Origin of the sequence: Cupriavidus basilensis (genome assembly GCF_029335485.1) — a bacterium.
In the GTDB taxonomy this organism is placed as follows: domain Bacteria; phylum Pseudomonadota; class Gammaproteobacteria; order Burkholderiales; family Burkholderiaceae; genus Cupriavidus; species Cupriavidus basilensis_E.
In genome coordinates this window covers 1-14,075 of record NZ_JARJLM010000163.1, presented here as the reverse complement: position 1 = coordinate 14,075, position 14,075 = coordinate 1, and the positions used below count along the sequence as shown (strand labels likewise).

15 protein-coding genes are annotated in these 14,075 nt (G+C 60.4%); 2 read left to right on the top strand and 13 right to left on the bottom strand.

Going from position 1 to position 14,075, the window contains the following annotated elements; all coding sequences use genetic code 11:
* Window positions 1–70: 70 nt before the first annotated feature.
* The 6 genes from P3W85_RS09675 to P3W85_RS09650 form a co-directional block, all read right to left on the bottom strand.
* A complete protein-coding gene (locus tag P3W85_RS09675) occupies window positions 71–388 on the bottom strand; it encodes a non-heme iron oxygenase ferredoxin subunit (protein ID WP_276264611.1) in 318 nt (105 codons plus the stop codon).
* A gap of 7 nt (window positions 389–395) precedes the next feature.
* Window positions 396–878 carry an aromatic-ring-hydroxylating dioxygenase subunit beta gene (locus P3W85_RS09670; RefSeq protein WP_276264610.1) on the bottom strand — a complete coding sequence of 161 codons (483 nt, stop codon included), beginning with the start codon at window positions 876–878 and terminating at the stop codon, window positions 396–398.
* 3 nt (window positions 879–881) lie between these two features.
* Window positions 882–2,141 (bottom strand): aromatic ring-hydroxylating dioxygenase subunit alpha, encoded by a 1,260-nt coding sequence (locus P3W85_RS09665; protein ID WP_276264609.1) that lies wholly within the window; start codon window positions 2,139–2,141, stop codon window positions 882–884.
* Window positions 2,142–2,174: 33 nt separating this feature from the next.
* Window positions 2,175–2,870, bottom strand: coding sequence for a fumarylacetoacetate hydrolase family protein (locus P3W85_RS09660; protein WP_276264608.1), 696 nt, complete (start codon window positions 2,868–2,870; stop codon window positions 2,175–2,177).
* 22 nt (window positions 2,871–2,892) lie between these two features.
* On the bottom strand, window positions 2,893–3,864 hold the full coding sequence (gtdA, locus tag P3W85_RS09655; RefSeq protein WP_430869521.1) for a gentisate 1,2-dioxygenase: 972 nt from the start codon (window positions 3,862–3,864) through the stop codon (window positions 2,893–2,895).
* Window positions 3,865–3,951: 87 nt separating this feature from the next.
* A complete protein-coding gene (locus tag P3W85_RS09650; RefSeq protein ID WP_276264681.1) occupies window positions 3,952–4,938 on the bottom strand; it encodes a 2Fe-2S iron-sulfur cluster-binding protein in 987 nt (328 codons plus the stop codon).
* 203 nt (window positions 4,939–5,141) lie between these two features.
* Here P3W85_RS09650 and P3W85_RS09645 point away from each other — a divergent pair, with 203 nt between their 5' ends.
* On the top strand, window positions 5,142–6,074 hold the full coding sequence (locus P3W85_RS09645; RefSeq protein ID WP_276264606.1) for a LysR family transcriptional regulator: 933 nt from the start codon (window positions 5,142–5,144) through the stop codon (window positions 6,072–6,074).
* A 224-nt stretch (window positions 6,075–6,298) separates the two neighbouring features.
* Here the strand turns inward: P3W85_RS09645 and P3W85_RS09640 are convergent, their stop codons facing one another.
* From P3W85_RS09640 to P3W85_RS09630, 3 genes are all read right to left on the bottom strand, one after another.
* Window positions 6,299–7,390 carry a porin gene (locus P3W85_RS09640; protein ID WP_276264605.1) on the bottom strand — a complete coding sequence of 364 codons (1,092 nt, stop codon included), beginning with the start codon at window positions 7,388–7,390 and terminating at the stop codon, window positions 6,299–6,301.
* A 167-nt stretch (window positions 7,391–7,557) separates the two neighbouring features.
* On the bottom strand, window positions 7,558–8,517 hold the full coding sequence (locus P3W85_RS09635) for a PDR/VanB family oxidoreductase (protein ID WP_276264604.1): 960 nt from the start codon (window positions 8,515–8,517) through the stop codon (window positions 7,558–7,560).
* Between the two features lie 118 nt (window positions 8,518–8,635).
* Window positions 8,636–9,688: an aromatic ring-hydroxylating dioxygenase subunit alpha gene (locus tag P3W85_RS09630; protein ID WP_276264603.1), complete on the bottom strand. Its 1,053-nt coding sequence runs from the start codon at window positions 9,686–9,688 to the stop codon at window positions 8,636–8,638.
* A 167-nt stretch (window positions 9,689–9,855) separates the two neighbouring features.
* On the opposite strand from P3W85_RS09630, the gene P3W85_RS09625 reads away from it, so the two are divergent.
* A complete protein-coding gene (locus P3W85_RS09625; RefSeq protein ID WP_276264602.1) occupies window positions 9,856–10,545 on the top strand; it encodes a TetR/AcrR family transcriptional regulator in 690 nt (229 codons plus the stop codon).
* Window positions 10,546–10,599: 54 nt separating this feature from the next.
* On the opposite strand, the gene P3W85_RS09620 is transcribed toward P3W85_RS09625, so the two are convergent.
* From P3W85_RS09620 to P3W85_RS09605, 4 genes are all read right to left on the bottom strand, one after another.
* Entirely contained in the window at window positions 10,600–11,382 is a 783-nt protein-coding gene (locus P3W85_RS09620; protein ID WP_276264601.1) for a transcriptional regulator, read from the bottom strand.
* Window positions 11,383–11,652: 270 nt separating this feature from the next.
* Window positions 11,653–12,471 (bottom strand): transcriptional regulator, encoded by an 819-nt coding sequence (locus P3W85_RS09615; protein WP_276264600.1) that lies wholly within the window; start codon window positions 12,469–12,471, stop codon window positions 11,653–11,655.
* Between the two features lie 123 nt (window positions 12,472–12,594).
* Window positions 12,595–13,710, bottom strand: a complete 1,116-nt coding sequence (locus P3W85_RS09610; RefSeq protein ID WP_276264599.1) for a fimbrial protein — start codon at window positions 13,708–13,710, stop codon at window positions 12,595–12,597.
* Between the two features lie 8 nt (window positions 13,711–13,718).
* A partial coding sequence (locus P3W85_RS09605) for a FimD/PapC C-terminal domain-containing protein (protein WP_276264598.1) occupies window positions 13,719–14,075 on the bottom strand: 357 nt, incomplete at its 5' end.

Here is a 14,075-nt window from a genome sequence, read left to right as displayed (position 1 = left end):
CCTTTTATATATGTACCGGCGGAACCCATGGCGCCCGTCGAGAACGACGCCGGGTTTAAGCGGCTGAGCGTCAGTCGAAGCGTAGGAACACGCGCCGCCCCTCGATCTTTACGGGGTAGCTGCGCAGCGCATCCGTGACCGGATCGCACAAGGGCCTGCCGTCGCGCACGTCAAACTTGCCCTGGTGAAGGGGGCATTCGACCTCATGACCGTCGAGGAATCCGTCGCACAGGCGGGCATTGCCATGCGTGCAAAGATTGTCAGTCGCGTAAACCGCTGTGCCAACCGTGTAGATTGCGATGTCGCGGCCCGCGACTTCGACGCCGAGAACGTCATCAGAGGGCAAATCGTCGGCCGACAAGGCGTCGATCCATTGGGGGGCGCTCATGGTCACCTCAGATTGGGTAGATGATCGAGTTAGGGATCATTTCGCTGTCGTAAATGCACTCACGCGATGCGAACTTCAGCCCGGTAGATGTTCGCTCGACCGTATCGAGGTAGCGGCCGACATTGAACACCGTGGATGTATCCGACAGCTTGGTGCGGAAGACGGCGTAGTTCGCCTCGCAAGTAAAGCGCCCGTTCTCGACGCTGCGGATCACCGGGTTACCGACCACGTGTCGCTGATAGTACGGATCGTGAAACAGTGTCTCCTTGATGCCGTAGACACGGTCTTTCAGCATGCCCTTGCTGGTGAACGACAGGGTTGCGAGAGGGAGGCCGCGTTCGTGGTTTTCGCGTGGCTGCAGGCGATAGACGCACTGGTCGGTGAAGAACTCTGGCCAAAGATCCCAGTTCCCCGAGTCCACAGCGCTCGCATAATCCGAGTAGAGTTGCGTCAGGGCAAGCCAGTCTTCGAAGTTGACGTTCGTACTCATCGCTCAGGCCTCCATCACGTTGCGCCAGTAGTGGTACATACCGCGGATCAGCGTCTCGGTCACCATGTGCTCGGTGTTCTCTACCTCGCGGCCTCCCAGTTCAGCGACAGTGCGGTAAAAAGGCTTGCTCTCAAAGCCCTGCTGGGAGAATTCGATTACCTCGCCGTCGTCAGCTGAAACGAAGCCAGCCGGGCCGAACAAGTTGGCCTGTCGCAGGCGGCGCTGCGTCATCTCCTCGGTGTCGTCGTCGAAGCCGAAGTGGGTCCAGACGAAGTCAAAGCTGCCGTGGCCGTTGGGCTGGATGTGGCGGGTCGAGACACTGTTGACCTGCTGCTGCAGGATGACGCTAGGGAAGATGGTTGTCATCACCGCGGTTGGGCCGCCCCACCAGGGCTCGGGCACAATATCCAGGAAGCTGGCATCGTTGAGTTGCATGCTCTCCTTGAAGCTCGACACCTGAGTGACGTGCTCCGCCTTGCCTGCCTGGCCGCGAGTCGAGATCATGGCCGCGTGGCGATGGCGGTCGTCCATCCTCAACTGCGACTTATTGTCGGCGCGCCAGAGTCCGAAGGTGACGAACCAGGTGTGCAGTAGACCCGGATGATATGGGTCCTTGATGTTCTCCTGCATCAGCTTCCAGTTGCCCGGGATGCGCTGGCGGTTGTAGCCGAGGATCTTCAGCTTGCGACCATTGAAGAGACGGTCGAAGTAGCCCAAGATCGTTGGCCCAAGATAGTCCTCGATTGGCTCGACCTCGTGGTCGAAGGAGGCAAAGACGACGCCACCGCGGGTGGCGACTTTCAGTTTGGTCAGGCCATGGTCTGCGGTGTTGAAGTCCGCAGGCATACCGCCATGGACCTGGCCGTCCTGCTTGACGCCGCGACGGAAGGGCACACCCTGCAAGTCGCCCTTGAGCGTGTAGCTCCACTGGTGGTATGGGCAGACAAAGTCCTTGCGGTTGCCGTGGCGCTCGCGGCAGAAGCGCATGCCCCGGTGGGCGCAGACGTTCTCGACGACGCTGATCGTGCCGTCGGCATCTCTCACCATGATTACCGAGCGTTCCCCGACCACAGTTCGCTTGTAGTCGCCGGGATTCGGCACTTCTGCCTCGAGTCCGACGTAGCACCAGTGATCTTTGTAGAAGAACCGCTCCAGTTCCCGCTTGTAGAGTTCCTCGCTGGTATAGGTGAGAAAGGGAATGCGGTGGGTTCCGTCCCCTTCCCAGCGGGGCTCGCGCGGGAAGACCGTCGACGTCTCGCTCATGTTGTCTCCTTTGTTTTGACGTGGTGTGTTCAATTACGCCTCGACCTTGACCGCGATCTCGCCTAGGCCGGCAATGGCGCCGTGCATCGTATCGCCGGCCACGACTGCGTTAACACCTTCGGGTGTGCCCGTCATGAGGATGTCCCCGGGTTCGAGCGTCTCGTACGCCGAGAGATGGGAGATGCACTCGGCCACGGTCCAGATCAGCTTGGAAACATCCGACGATTGACGCAACTGGCCATTGACGGCGAGTGTGATGGCCGCCGAGCTCGGGTGCCCGATTTCCTCCACGCGGTGCAGCGCGCCGATGGGTGCCGACCGCGCAAAAGACTTGCCGAACTCCCAAGGGCGACCCTTGTCACGGGCTTCGAGCTGGAGGTCGCGCCGGGTCATGTCCAAGCCGACGGCGTAGCCGTAGATGTGATCGAGCGCGTCGGCGATTGCGATGGCGCGTCCGCCCTTGCCGATTGCCACGACGAGCTCGATTTCATGGTGGTAGTTCTTTGTCATGGGCGGGTACGGCACGCAGGTCGGATGCGCGGCGTCCACGACAGCCGCGGCGGGCTTCATGAAGAAGAAGGGGGGATCTCGGTCCGGATCCTTGCCCATCTCGCGAGCGTGAGCAGCATAGTTGCGGCCGACGCAGAAGACGCGGTTGACCGGAAAGCGCTCGTCACAACCTGCAACGGTCAGCGAATACAGCGGTGGGGGCACGACGGCGAGTTTCATCGGATTCTTCCAGAATGGGATATCACAGGCGCTGCTCGCGCCAGAGGCCGAGCGCTTGCTGCATTGGGCGGTCGGAGAAGCTGAAGAGCAGGGCGGTGCGGTCGGCGCGCATCTGCAGCGTGTGCCACGAGGGCACGACGAAAACGTCGTTCTCCTGGATGCGCCAGGTCTGTTCGCCAACCTTCACTTCAGCGCTGCCCTCGAGGCAGACGTGGACAGTGCCGTCGGAGCAGCGGTACGGCCGCGTCTCGAAGCCTGCCGGGATCCATTGCGCAAAGGAACCGATGGTTGGCATCGGCGAAGCGCCCGTGGCGGGGTTCACGTAGCGCAGCTTGAAGCCGTGGTACGCATCGGGCATGCCGTGCGCGATGCCCTGTAGCGCCGCGCGCGTGCGCTCGAAGGGGTAGACGAAGACGCGGGTTGGTTCGGCCGGCTTAGGCTGGTAGTCCAATGGCATCATATTGGCTCCGTAGCGGGCCAAGGCGTCGCCCTCCGGTCGCTGCGGCTGCTGGCACGACTGCTCGCTTTTCTCGGCGAACCCGGCATCCAGGAAGCGGACGATCGGGATGTCCAGCCCGTCAAGCCAGACAACCGGCTGCTCGCCAAGATTTCCGTGGTCGTGCCAAGTCCAGGCCGGAGTGATGATGAAGTCGCCGCGGCGCATGGTGGTGCGCTCGCCATCTACCGCGGTGTATGCGCCTTCTCCATCCAGCACAAGGCGCAGCGCGGACTGCGTATGACGGTGCGATGGAGCCACTTCACCGGGCAAGATCAGCTGCAGGCCGGCGTACAGCGACTGCGTGATACTGGATTGCCCGCGCAGTGCGGGGTTTTCCAGGATGAGGACCCGACGCTCAGCTTCCTCGGCAGTGATCAGCCGCCCGGCCTCCAGCACCTGTTCGCGCAGTTCGGCATACCGCCACAGGGCCGCGTGCGCCGGGGAGCGGGGCTGAGATGGCACCAGCGCGCCGAGTACCTCCCACAGCGGTGTCATGTTTTGCGACCCGATGCGATCGTAGTAGGCGGCGCGTTCGCGCGTGGCCTCCGGCGAGAGCTTGGCTGCGTGCAAGAGGTGTCTCCTTCAGGTGCCCTGCGTGTAGAACGCGTCGGCGTAAATGTGGGTAGGTGCAATGCCTTTGCGCTTGGCCAGCACCGACGCGGCCTCGACCATGGGCGGTGAACCGCAAAGGTAAGCTCGCCAGCCCTGCAGGCTGTCGATGTCCTGCTCGATGGCCTCCGTGACCAGGCCACAGCGTTGATGGCGAGGGTCTCCGCCCGAGGTGACGACGACATGCAGCTTCAGGGCGGAATGGCGGTTCGCCAACTCGCGCAGCCAGTCGAGCCCGTACACGTCGCGTTGCGACCGGACGCCGAGGTATAGATGGATGGGGTTGACCATCCCGTCCGTGATCGCGCCACGGAGGATGGACAGGATGGGGGCCAGACCCGTACCGCCGGCCACGCACAGCATTGGACCTTCGTGCTTGCGCCGCAGGTAGGCTGAGCCCAGCGGCCCGCTGACTCGGATCGCATCGCCGACTTTCAACTCATTGGCGACATAGCCGGAAACTCTGCCACCGGGTACGATGCGCACGTGGAACTCCAAATTGCCATCCGTCGACAGGCCAGCCATCGAATACGGACGGATCTGGTCGGGCGCGAACTGCAACTGAACGTATTGCCCGGGAGAGAACTCGATTGGCTTGGCAGGCTTGAGGACCAGGCGCTTGATGTCGTGCGTCAGCGTCTCGATCGACTGCACGCTCGCTTTGACGATGCGAGCCGGATGGACGACGACCTCGTCGGGCTCCGGGATCTCGATCGTGCACGGCTCGGTCACGAAGGTCTGGCAGGCCAACACGTATTCGTCGCTGGCTTCGAGGGGGCGCTGCTGCTGGCGCCCCCCGTCAAGAACTTCTCCTTCCATCACTTTGCACCGGCAGGTGCCGCAGCGCCCCGCCATGCAGCTGTAGGACATCGGCACTTGGGCGGCACGGAGCGCCTCAAGCAGGTTGGCGCCGGGCTCGACGTGGATAACGCGTTGAAGGGGCTGTATTAGCAGTTCCATGGCTGGAATGATGGACGCCATCGAGCAATCAGCCAATGGGATTTGGGAAATGTGCTATATCACTATCAGTGATGAATCACCTCCCCTTGTAACGAGACTACGGTGGAAGAAGAATGTCGATACCGGCTTGGTACGGTGTGTTTTGTCCCAACCGGCGCGCGCTTCTTTCGACCGCTATCACTCATCCGAGATGGATCTGACTTATGGAACTCCAGGATCTGGACCTTAATCTCCTTGTCGTCTTCAACCAACTGCTGGTCGAGCGTCGCGTCTCGAGGGTCGCCGACAACCTGGGAATCTCGCAGCCAGCCGTTAGCAACTCGCTGGCCAAGCTGCGCAAGCTTTTTGGCGACGAGCTGTTCCTTCGCACGGCAAAGGGGATGGAGCCGACCCCCTACGCAGACCAACTCGCCGAGTCCGTGAGCTATGCGTTGGCGATGATCCACAGCGGCATCAACCAGCGCAGCAGCTTCGATCCTGCTAGCGCCAGGCAAGCTGTGACGATAGGGATGACCGACATCGGGGAGATTTACTTCCTGCCCGCGCTCATTGAGCGGATGGGGCGCGAGGCGCCGGCGATGACGCTGAGCACCGTGAGGAATACGGCGATCAATCTCAAGGATGAACTGGAGGCCGGCAAGGTGGATCTGGCCATTGGCCTGCTGCCGCAACTTAAGGCGGGCTTTTTTCAGCGACGGCTCTTCACACAGAGCTACGTCTGTGTGATGCGCCGCGGGCACCGACTCGACAAGAGGCGGATCTCGCTACCCGAGTTCACCGGCGCGGAGCACCTCGTGGTTGTCTCCGCAGGTACGGGGCATGGCAAGGTTGACGAGTTGCTTCAGCGCAGTGGCGTCGAGCGAACCATCCGGCTGACAGTGCCGCACTACGTCGGCGTCGGGCATATCCTGCACAATTCCGACCTCATCGCTACCATTCCCGAGCGACTGGCCGACCGACTGATCGAGCCCTTCGATTTGGTGACAGTCCCCCACCCCGCGAAGCTGCCGGATGTTGCGATCAACGTCTTCTGGCACGCAAAGTACCACCGTTCACCGGCGAACCAGTGGCTGCGTGGTGTCGTGTTCGATCTCTTCGGCGACAAGGCAGGGAGCACGCGCAAGGTAGCAGGCTAAGGCTGGGGCCAGTCGTATCGCGCTCGGGGGATTTCAAGCGTGCGGCAACACTGTAATATGAACTGCCGCCGCGGGAGTCCGACTGCGGTGGCAACCCACGGAATTGCCTGACGCCAGAGGCGCGGCAAGAATCGGTTGCGCAAAAGGAGTTGTTCGGCAGTACGCCCGGCGAAGCCGGTAAGGACGCGGCACGCACGGGAGGCGAGCACCGGGCGCGGGGACAATCAGAAGATGTGTTTGATGCCGATCATTGTGCCAAATTGGTTGCCACCTGCCTTGGTATTGCTGCCAGCCGCGCCGGTGCTGACCGACAGCGCGAGTTGGCCGCCGTTGTCAATGTAACCAGCCGTCGCGTAGACGGACGTCCGTTTTGAGAGCGAGTAGGTGGCCCGTACCGCGCCAAGCCAAACCTTGTTGGCGCTGTTGTTGTATTTCTGATAGTAGAGTTGTCCAGCAAGGCTAAAGGCTGGGGTAACGTCGTACGAAACGCCACCATAATACATTTGGCTGTGCGCCGTGGAACTGGCCTCGTTGTTCCGGCTGATCACGCCGAGACCCAGCTTCGCTTTGGACAGCAGCATGTATCCGCCGAGCGACAGTCGGTCGTCCTTCAAGCTGCTCTTGACCAGGGCGCCGAAAGCGCCAGGTCCGCCGCGTAGCGAGTCATAGGCGGCGGCCACACCCCACCAGTTTGTCTCATATTGGAGTAGGGCTGACCACTCCCGGCAGGCCCGACTGTCCGCAGGATTCTCCCCTGCACAGTTGGTACCAGACGGGCTTGGGCCGGCATTGACGGTGTCACGGCCGAAGCTGTATGTTCCGCCAATAGTGAAACCTCCAAACTTGCCCTTGTAGGCAATGGCATTGTCCGCGCGGGCGTTGGGCAGGTAGCTATCCAGGGAGCTCGACCCATATACGTTCGGACCCAGGATATCGGAGTCCAACGTGGCCCAGAACAGCATTGTGTACTGGCGACCAAAGCTGATTTGGCCCCACTTGTTGCTCAGGCCGACAAAAGCCTGGCGACCGAACAAACGTCCGCCTTGGTTGGACGTGCCGGAGTCAGGCGCGAAGCCCGATTCGAGCACGAAGACACTTTTCAGCCCGCCGCCAAGGTCTTCGGTGCCACGCAAGCCCCAGCGCGAAGGGACCGTGCCAGTCAGTGTCGGCATACGTACCAAGCCGTCCTTGGCCGCTCCGACGTTGTTCACATACTCGACACCTGTGTCGACCACACCATAGAGGGTGACAGACTGCGCGGCGGCGAGCAAAGGGGTTGCGGATAGGATACCAACAGCCAATCGTCCAGGTTTCATATCTTGATGTCTCCTCTCGCTTCTATATTTTTTGCTTACCTAATCGAACCTGCAATTTCATATCGGAAATGTGGATTTGGCTCCTCCAGATATCTAATGAAGTAAGGGAATAGAGAGTGCTAACGGACGGCCTCGGAAACGCTGAGCTCGGCTAACGCGGGACTCGCCTACAGATCAAGCACAAGTTCTGGTGTCAGGGATCGCGAGCAGCAGGGCGTGAACATATTGGCGGCCATGCGCTCGTCTTTGGTCAGATACTGATCTCGGTGGTCGGGTACGCCGGCGCAGATTCGCGTGAGGCACGTGCCGCAGATGCCTTGTTCACACGAGACTGGAATCGAAATTCCGGCGCATTCAAGTGCTTGCACGACTGACGTATCTCCTGCAATCGGGATCCGCTGCCCGCTGCTACGAATCACAACCGTGAACTCGGTTTCCCCTGTGCTTGGCGCTGCAGTGAATCTCTCGAAATGCACCTGTCCAGCCGGCCAGCCGACTCTGCCGCACTCATCAATGACATGATTGATGAACCCGGCAGGTCCGCAAACGTAGACATGCGTATCGCGTGGCGCGCGCCGGAGAAGCTCGGCCACTGTAGGTTTTTCCTGGCTCGGTGCTGAATCGAACCAATGGGAGACGTTTCCCGCTAGCGATGACGTTCGGATTTGCTCGAGAAACGCAGTGCGTTGAGGGCTACGCGTATAGTAGTGCAGGTGATAATTTGCGCGGCGCGCCTCCAAGTGCCATGCCATCGCAATCAGCGGAGTTATTCCAATGCCGCCCGCGAGCAGTAGGTGACGCTGCGCATGGTCGGCGAGGGAAAACAGATTCCGCGGGAGGCTGATCGTCAGCACGTCGCCTTCAGTAACCTCCTCGTGAAGCGATTGGGAGCCACCACGCGTTGCAGGGTCCTTGAGCACCCCGATCAAATAGTGGTCACGCACATGAGGGGGATTGCAGAGAGAATACTGTCGAATCATTCCGTTCGGCAGATGGACATCAATATGCGCGCCGGCCTGGAAGGCCGGTACTGCAGAGCCATCGAGCGGCTGCAAGGTAAATATGCAAATGTCGTCGGCGTCGAACTGCTTCCGAACGACGCGTACAGTAGTGTTGTCAGTGTCCATGACAGCGAGAGTCAGCGTGCCGGAGATGTCCGGCTTCCTACCACAGAGAAGGGAGCTAAAGCATTGGCAGCCGACCTTGGCGGCCGACTGGCAAAATGCTAGTAGCGAAAATGACTGATCAATCGACGCTTGCGGGCTGTGCCGTTTGCCGCTCCGCTGCGATGAGTCGCTCGATCGCGCGGCGCATGCGTACAGGACCTGCATCGATTGTGAGAAGCACCGGTTTCATTGCCCAGAAGTCCGTTTCGCCCAGCGCCGCCTGTTGAGCGTCAAGAATGGGCTTGTCTTGTTCCTCGAACGCGAAGCGCCGCATCTCGGCAAATTTGGCTGCTTCCGCATCGGTCAAGCGGGTGCCGGCTGGTAATGCTGCCGCAAAGTGATAATGCGTCGTATATCGCGTTTCCGGCGTGAGAATGTGGACGCCGTAATACCACCCGTGGTCCTCGCGCGTGGCGCCGACAGCGTGGACGCCAGAGTCCAGCAAGAAGCAGCTGGGTGGCATCCACCGCATCTCCGTCCACATGTCGACCAGACCCTGGTCGCGCCGGTAGAGCATATCGAATACCCCGGGCACGCTGATGCCCGGCATCCACCGGCGGCAAACAATGTGCCCCTCGTCCTCGGTCAAGACCTGATCCGCGCCGACCTGTTCTGGACTGCCCAGGAGACCGTCGTGCAGGTAAGTAATGTGGCTGAGATCGAGTAGATTCTCGGCCATCAATTCATAGTTGGCCTTGATATGGATATACCCGCCCGTGCTCACAAGGTAGCCTGAGGAAGGATCCAACACACTGTAGTCTGGAAGAAGAGCAAGATCCGCGGGGGCATCTCCCATCCAGATCCAGAGCATTCCATGGCGCTCCTCCACCGGGTACGCGCGCACTTTGGCGGCTGCGGGAATTTTGCCGTCGCCATGAGGGTTCTTTACACAGGCTCCTGAACAATCGAAGCGCAAGCCGTGATATCCGCACTCGATCTGGTCGCCGCGAATCGTCCCGAGGTGAAGGGGAACAAAGCGGTGTGGGCAGCGGTCTTGCAGAGCCACCGGTGATCCGTCCTGCTTCCTATAGAAGACTACGGCCTCATCAAGCAATGTGCGATGAAACATCTCGCCAGCACGAACTTGATGCGTCAAACACGCCACATACCAAGCATTCTTGAGATAGGTCATTTGGGGTCTCCGCTGTTGTTGTGTCCGTTCAACGAGTTCATTCTATACACAAACAAACAGAGTGAGCGGTTTGTAAATGTAGGGGATTACCCGCCCGTGTTCTGGTATAATTCAACGTAAATAGCTGATTTTTATGGATTTTATGAGAGATTCCCGCGTCGAGCACCATGCCGGAACCTAAGTCTCCGATACGTCGAAGGACGTCCTCCACTGGAGGGGCAGCCGCAGGATCCGGCGTTCCAGTCCGCCGGTCGCAGGAGACACGCAGCCGGGAGGCACGTGAGCGACTTCTCGCTGCGACTATCGACGTGCTCATGCGGCGTGGCTACGGTGGCTTGACGACCAAGGAGGTTGCAACCCAGTCAGGGCTCTCCAATGGCGCGCTGATGCACCACTTCGCGACCAAAGCGGAACTCGTGGTGGCAGCCACAGAGTGGATTTACGATGTGGCGACTGAGCGCGGTCAGCGGGTGGCCGAGTCGCCCGAAGCACGCGCGAATCCCATCGAGGGATTCATTGCGGACTGCGTGAGCGTATATCTGGATTGGCCGTTCACAGTAGCGTTGGAGGTACTGATGGTAGCGCGCACCGATCCCGAGTTGATGGAACGGATCATGCCAGTAATGATGCGCTATCGGCAGACGACAAACGCCCGCTGGCTGCAGGTGCTCCAGGCATCGGGCTTGGCCGCGAAGGACGCAGAGCGAGTTCTGAATCTCACGCTAAATCAAGTGCGCGGCATGGCCGTGCACCAGTTGTGGCAGACAGACGAAACCTATGCGCGAGTAAATCTTGACGATTGGAGGCGGCTCATTTCCGAGCACGTGGCGAGGAAAATTCGGGAGAGTGCGCGCTAACAACGTGTCGCCAGGCTTCCGCCAGGTCGCTCGTCGTGCGATTACCCGAGTCAATCAGCCTCTGTCCTTCGGGATATGAAAGTCAGACGGATTGAGGTAAGTGGCAAGCAACCTGCCAAATGCATTCAGCAGTGCATCTGAGTTCATGCCCGATGTGCCTGCCAGAGCGGGACAGATGATCCAGCCGGTCCCACGCCGTTTGAACATGCGCAGGTGTTTCGCCTGATCGGCTGGCTGCAACAGCAGTTCTTCGGCGACCACATCGCCGAGCGCGAAGGCTCGAATAAAGTCTTCCGTATGCCGATGGCCCAAGCACACCACGAGCTTTGGCTGCCAACGCGTGCAGATCTCGGACAGAAAGCGGAAACGCCCGCCATGGCGGCAAAGGTCCAGATAGCGCTGCTTGGGTACCAACTCCCTTTGTCCGCGGAACACCTTGGACCAAGGCGTTAGGCCATCGAGATGCAATGGCAATGGAAACAGGCTCAGCTTGAACTCGGCGCCCCAGGGCCCATACAGCTGCTGTTCGTAATACTGCTGGCAGTCCGTGGCATACAGGGGGAGGCCCAACACTTCGGCGCGAGCCGCCGCCATGATGCGGGCAATATGCTGGTGGCCCATCCATTTTCCGAGGCTCTCGCGATACGTTGTGCGAAACGCTGCATCCCATGCCGGAGGGGCCGTGCGCGGCCTCAGCGGCGCGGTCAGATGTTCGAACCACGGATGTGGGCTTCCGTCGCAGAACCACACCGACGCCCCCGGATTTCCCCCTTCCATCCCGACATACGAAGCAAAATAGCCGTCCAACTCCGACCTAGTAAACACGGCATTTTCCATACTGCTCCCCTTACAGCGCAATGCGCCCCGTTAACTCAGCGCCTCAACGTGCTGACCGGCCACCTAACCCGCCGCCCGTGCCGCTGGAATCGTCTCGCCGGATACCAAACGAGACATGGGCGCGGATGAAGTGTTTCGCTTCAAAGAGTTTCAGGCCTTCTCGAATTGTCTGCCGGTCAGTCCGACTCCAAGTCATGGATCCAGGTGGCCCGGCATTCCTTCTTTGGGCTCGCCTTGATTCGGGGTCCGGGTCAAGGCGGTGGAGGCTCACTATGGTGCGGAATGGGAAAGGGCGGTCAGCCGTGCGCCCGGATGGGGAGGGAAATCCGATGCGTCCAGCCGCCGCGCCAAGTAGGCTCCCAGCGCGTCAAGAAGCACATTGGAACTCAACCCTTTGGGGCCGCCGAGTGAAGGGCTAAGCACCAGCGCAGTTCGTTCATGTTCAAAGACATATAGCGATTGAGGTACATCTGCAGGCTGCAGAATTTCCTCAATTCCATCGATACCTTCGAAGCCGAATGCACGCAGATAATCGTACCTGTGCCGTTGGCCCAAGCACAGGATGATGCGCGGTTGATGCAGATGGCGCAGCTTGGAGATGAAGCGGAATCGGCCGCCATTGCGGCACAAGTGCAAGTAGGCCGATTTGGAGAGCAGGACGGAATCTTCTTCGAACGCCTCGTTCCATGGCCGGCTGGGACGTGGATTTTCTGGAAATGGAAAGAGATTCAACTTGAACTCCCAGCCATGCGGCGCATAGAGATAGTGGTAGAAATACTCCGTCGCGTCGATTGGGCTATGCTCTGGCGCCAGGGTCGATGCGTAGGCCGCTGCGATGACGCGCGCAATTCGGTAGTGCGTTTGCCATTGCTGGAAGAAGTGAGCATTGGCTCGACGAAAGGCGGCGTTCCAGGAGCCGGGCTGCTTCTCCGGGCGCAGTGCTTTCAGCGATGGCATGCAGCTGAACAACGGAGCCACATCGCACACCCAGAGGGCCGCATCGGGATTGCCGCCATCCATTCCAAAGAACGACGTAAAAGCGAGGTCGAGTTCCGCACGGCCCGGTGCGGAGATCCGAGTCTGTGTCATCCCTAAACCTCCAATGGGCGCGCTGCCTGTCCGCCCGCTTTCTGTCGATGTGCTGACCACTGTTTCCCGAACGATAGAGCACCCGCAACCCAGGCAAAGCGCGGCCAAGACGGTACGCAGATGCTACTGATAGGTCATGGTGAATGTCATCACGCTGTTGGCCCTGCCAGGTCCCACCGTAGATCCCGTCTGGATGTAGCGGGCCCTGAAGGGGATGGTGTAGCTGCCGCCGGTGGTGCTGTTGTATCCGTTGAAGGTCTGGGCACGGCCCAGTTGAAAGGCGGCGCCGGAGCCGTCTAGCAACTGCACGCCCACGCCGGTTGCGGTGGAGGTGCCATCCAGCGCCACAACGGAGTTCACCGAGCTGATGATCGGTGTGACGGCGTCGACCTGGTACTGGATGGCTTTCATTCCCGCCGGGCAATTGTTCAACGCAAGATCGAAGTTGACTGAAGACGTAACCGTATTGGGGCCGCTGAATTCGGAGCTTCGGTGCGAGCGTAGATCGACCGGGATACTCGGCGTGGTGCACGCCGGCACGATGAATATCGAATTCCCAGTGAATGCTGTTACCGGTAGTTGATACGTCACGCTGCTGACCGGGCCGTTCGGCGTGCCGGACGGGAATTCGGCCATGCCGGCCTGGGCAATGACACCGAGGACCACCATGCCCGGTGTAATGGGCCCGGTCTTCACGAAGGCGAATGCCATACCCACACCGCTGTTTAAGAGGGGGCCCGGCGGAGGCGAGTACCGGGCGCTTGCCATGCCCAGCCAACTGGTGGTGTCGAGTCCCCGTGTCTGGGACCAGCCCGCCCGTTCCATATAACCGACGCTCTGCATGATCAAGCCAACGCCGTCAAGGTTGGTATTGAATACCTGGTAGCTGAGACCGTTCTCCCAGTACGTCGTGCCGGAGAAGGTCAGCGTCGATTGCAATGCCGGGCCAAAGGCGATGTCGGCCGTGTCGTTGCAATTCCAGACATTCTGGTAGGTTTGCTGGAGGCGCGTGAAGGGCGTGATCCGGGTGCCTGTCGGCGCACCACGCGGAATGGTATAGGTCCCGGTCGGCAGGGAAAAGTTGAGATCGCTGTAGTTTACGCTGCACTCTACGCGGGCGAAGGCGGAGGAGCAGACGGTTGCCAGCCACAGCAGGATGGCGGTCTTCAGACAGATGACGGATTGCCGGATACGCCGGCCGTCAGTGCGCTGCTCTCGGGAAAGCGAAGGTACCATCATTGCGTGCGTCATTTGCAGACCAATGCCGTTGCGGAATAGGGGGGAGTGCTGCCGGGGGCCGTCTCGGGCAGGTTGTAGGCCACCGCGCACTGTTCGGAGGGGCTACCGCCCCACTTGACGGTCAGCTCGCCAGCGTCCTTGTGCAATCTGCGCGCGATGATGCGGCTGGCCTGCGCCACCGTGCCAACGCTTTGCCCGCTGACATCGAAAACCTCTGCGCCGAAGGGCAAGGGCTTGCCGTCGCTGGTCCTGGCCTGGAGGATCGCCGTGCGCCCCGTGTTCTCGGTTTCGAACCGCAGCCTCACGACGGCACCTGCCGTAGGTGCGACGTGCTGCTCGGTCGATTTGAGTTCCACATTCAGTGG

Coding starts and splice junctions, on each gene's coding strand:
- P3W85_RS09635 (WP_276264604.1), bottom strand. CDS start 8,517: ATGGACACTGACAACACTACTGTACGCGTCGTTCGGAAGCAGTTCGAC.
- P3W85_RS09660 (WP_276264608.1), bottom strand. CDS start 2,870: ATGAAACTCGCCGTCGTGCCCCCACCGCTGTATTCGCTGACCGTTGCA.
- P3W85_RS09610 (WP_276264599.1), bottom strand. CDS start 13,710: ATGATGGTACCTTCGCTTTCCCGAGAGCAGCGCACTGACGGCCGGCGT.
- P3W85_RS09640 (WP_276264605.1), bottom strand. CDS start 7,390: ATGAAACCTGGACGATTGGCTGTTGGTATCCTATCCGCAACCCCTTTG.
- P3W85_RS09630 (WP_276264603.1), bottom strand. CDS start 9,688: ATGACCTATCTCAAGAATGCTTGGTATGTGGCGTGTTTGACGCATCAA.
- P3W85_RS09615 (WP_276264600.1), bottom strand. CDS start 12,471: ATGACACAGACTCGGATCTCCGCACCGGGCCGTGCGGAACTCGACCTC.
- P3W85_RS09665 (WP_276264609.1), bottom strand. CDS start 2,141: ATGAGCGAGACGTCGACGGTCTTCCCGCGCGAGCCCCGCTGGGAAGGG.
- P3W85_RS09650 (WP_276264681.1), bottom strand. CDS start 4,938: ATGGAACTGCTAATACAGCCCCTTCAACGCGTTATCCACGTCGAGCCC.
- P3W85_RS09645 (WP_276264606.1), top strand. CDS start 5,142: ATGGAACTCCAGGATCTGGACCTTAATCTCCTTGTCGTCTTCAACCAA.
- P3W85_RS09620 (WP_276264601.1), bottom strand. CDS start 11,382: ATGGAAAATGCCGTGTTTACTAGGTCGGAGTTGGACGGCTATTTTGCT.
- P3W85_RS09625 (WP_276264602.1), top strand. CDS start 9,856: ATGCCGGAACCTAAGTCTCCGATACGTCGAAGGACGTCCTCCACTGGA.
- P3W85_RS09670 (WP_276264610.1), bottom strand. CDS start 878: ATGAGTACGAACGTCAACTTCGAAGACTGGCTTGCCCTGACGCAACTC.
- gtdA (WP_430869521.1), bottom strand. CDS start 3,864: ATGACACCGCTGTGGGAGGTACTCGGCGCGCTGGTGCCATCTCAGCCC.
- P3W85_RS09675 (WP_276264611.1), bottom strand. CDS start 388: ATGAGCGCCCCCCAATGGATCGACGCCTTGTCGGCCGACGATTTGCCC.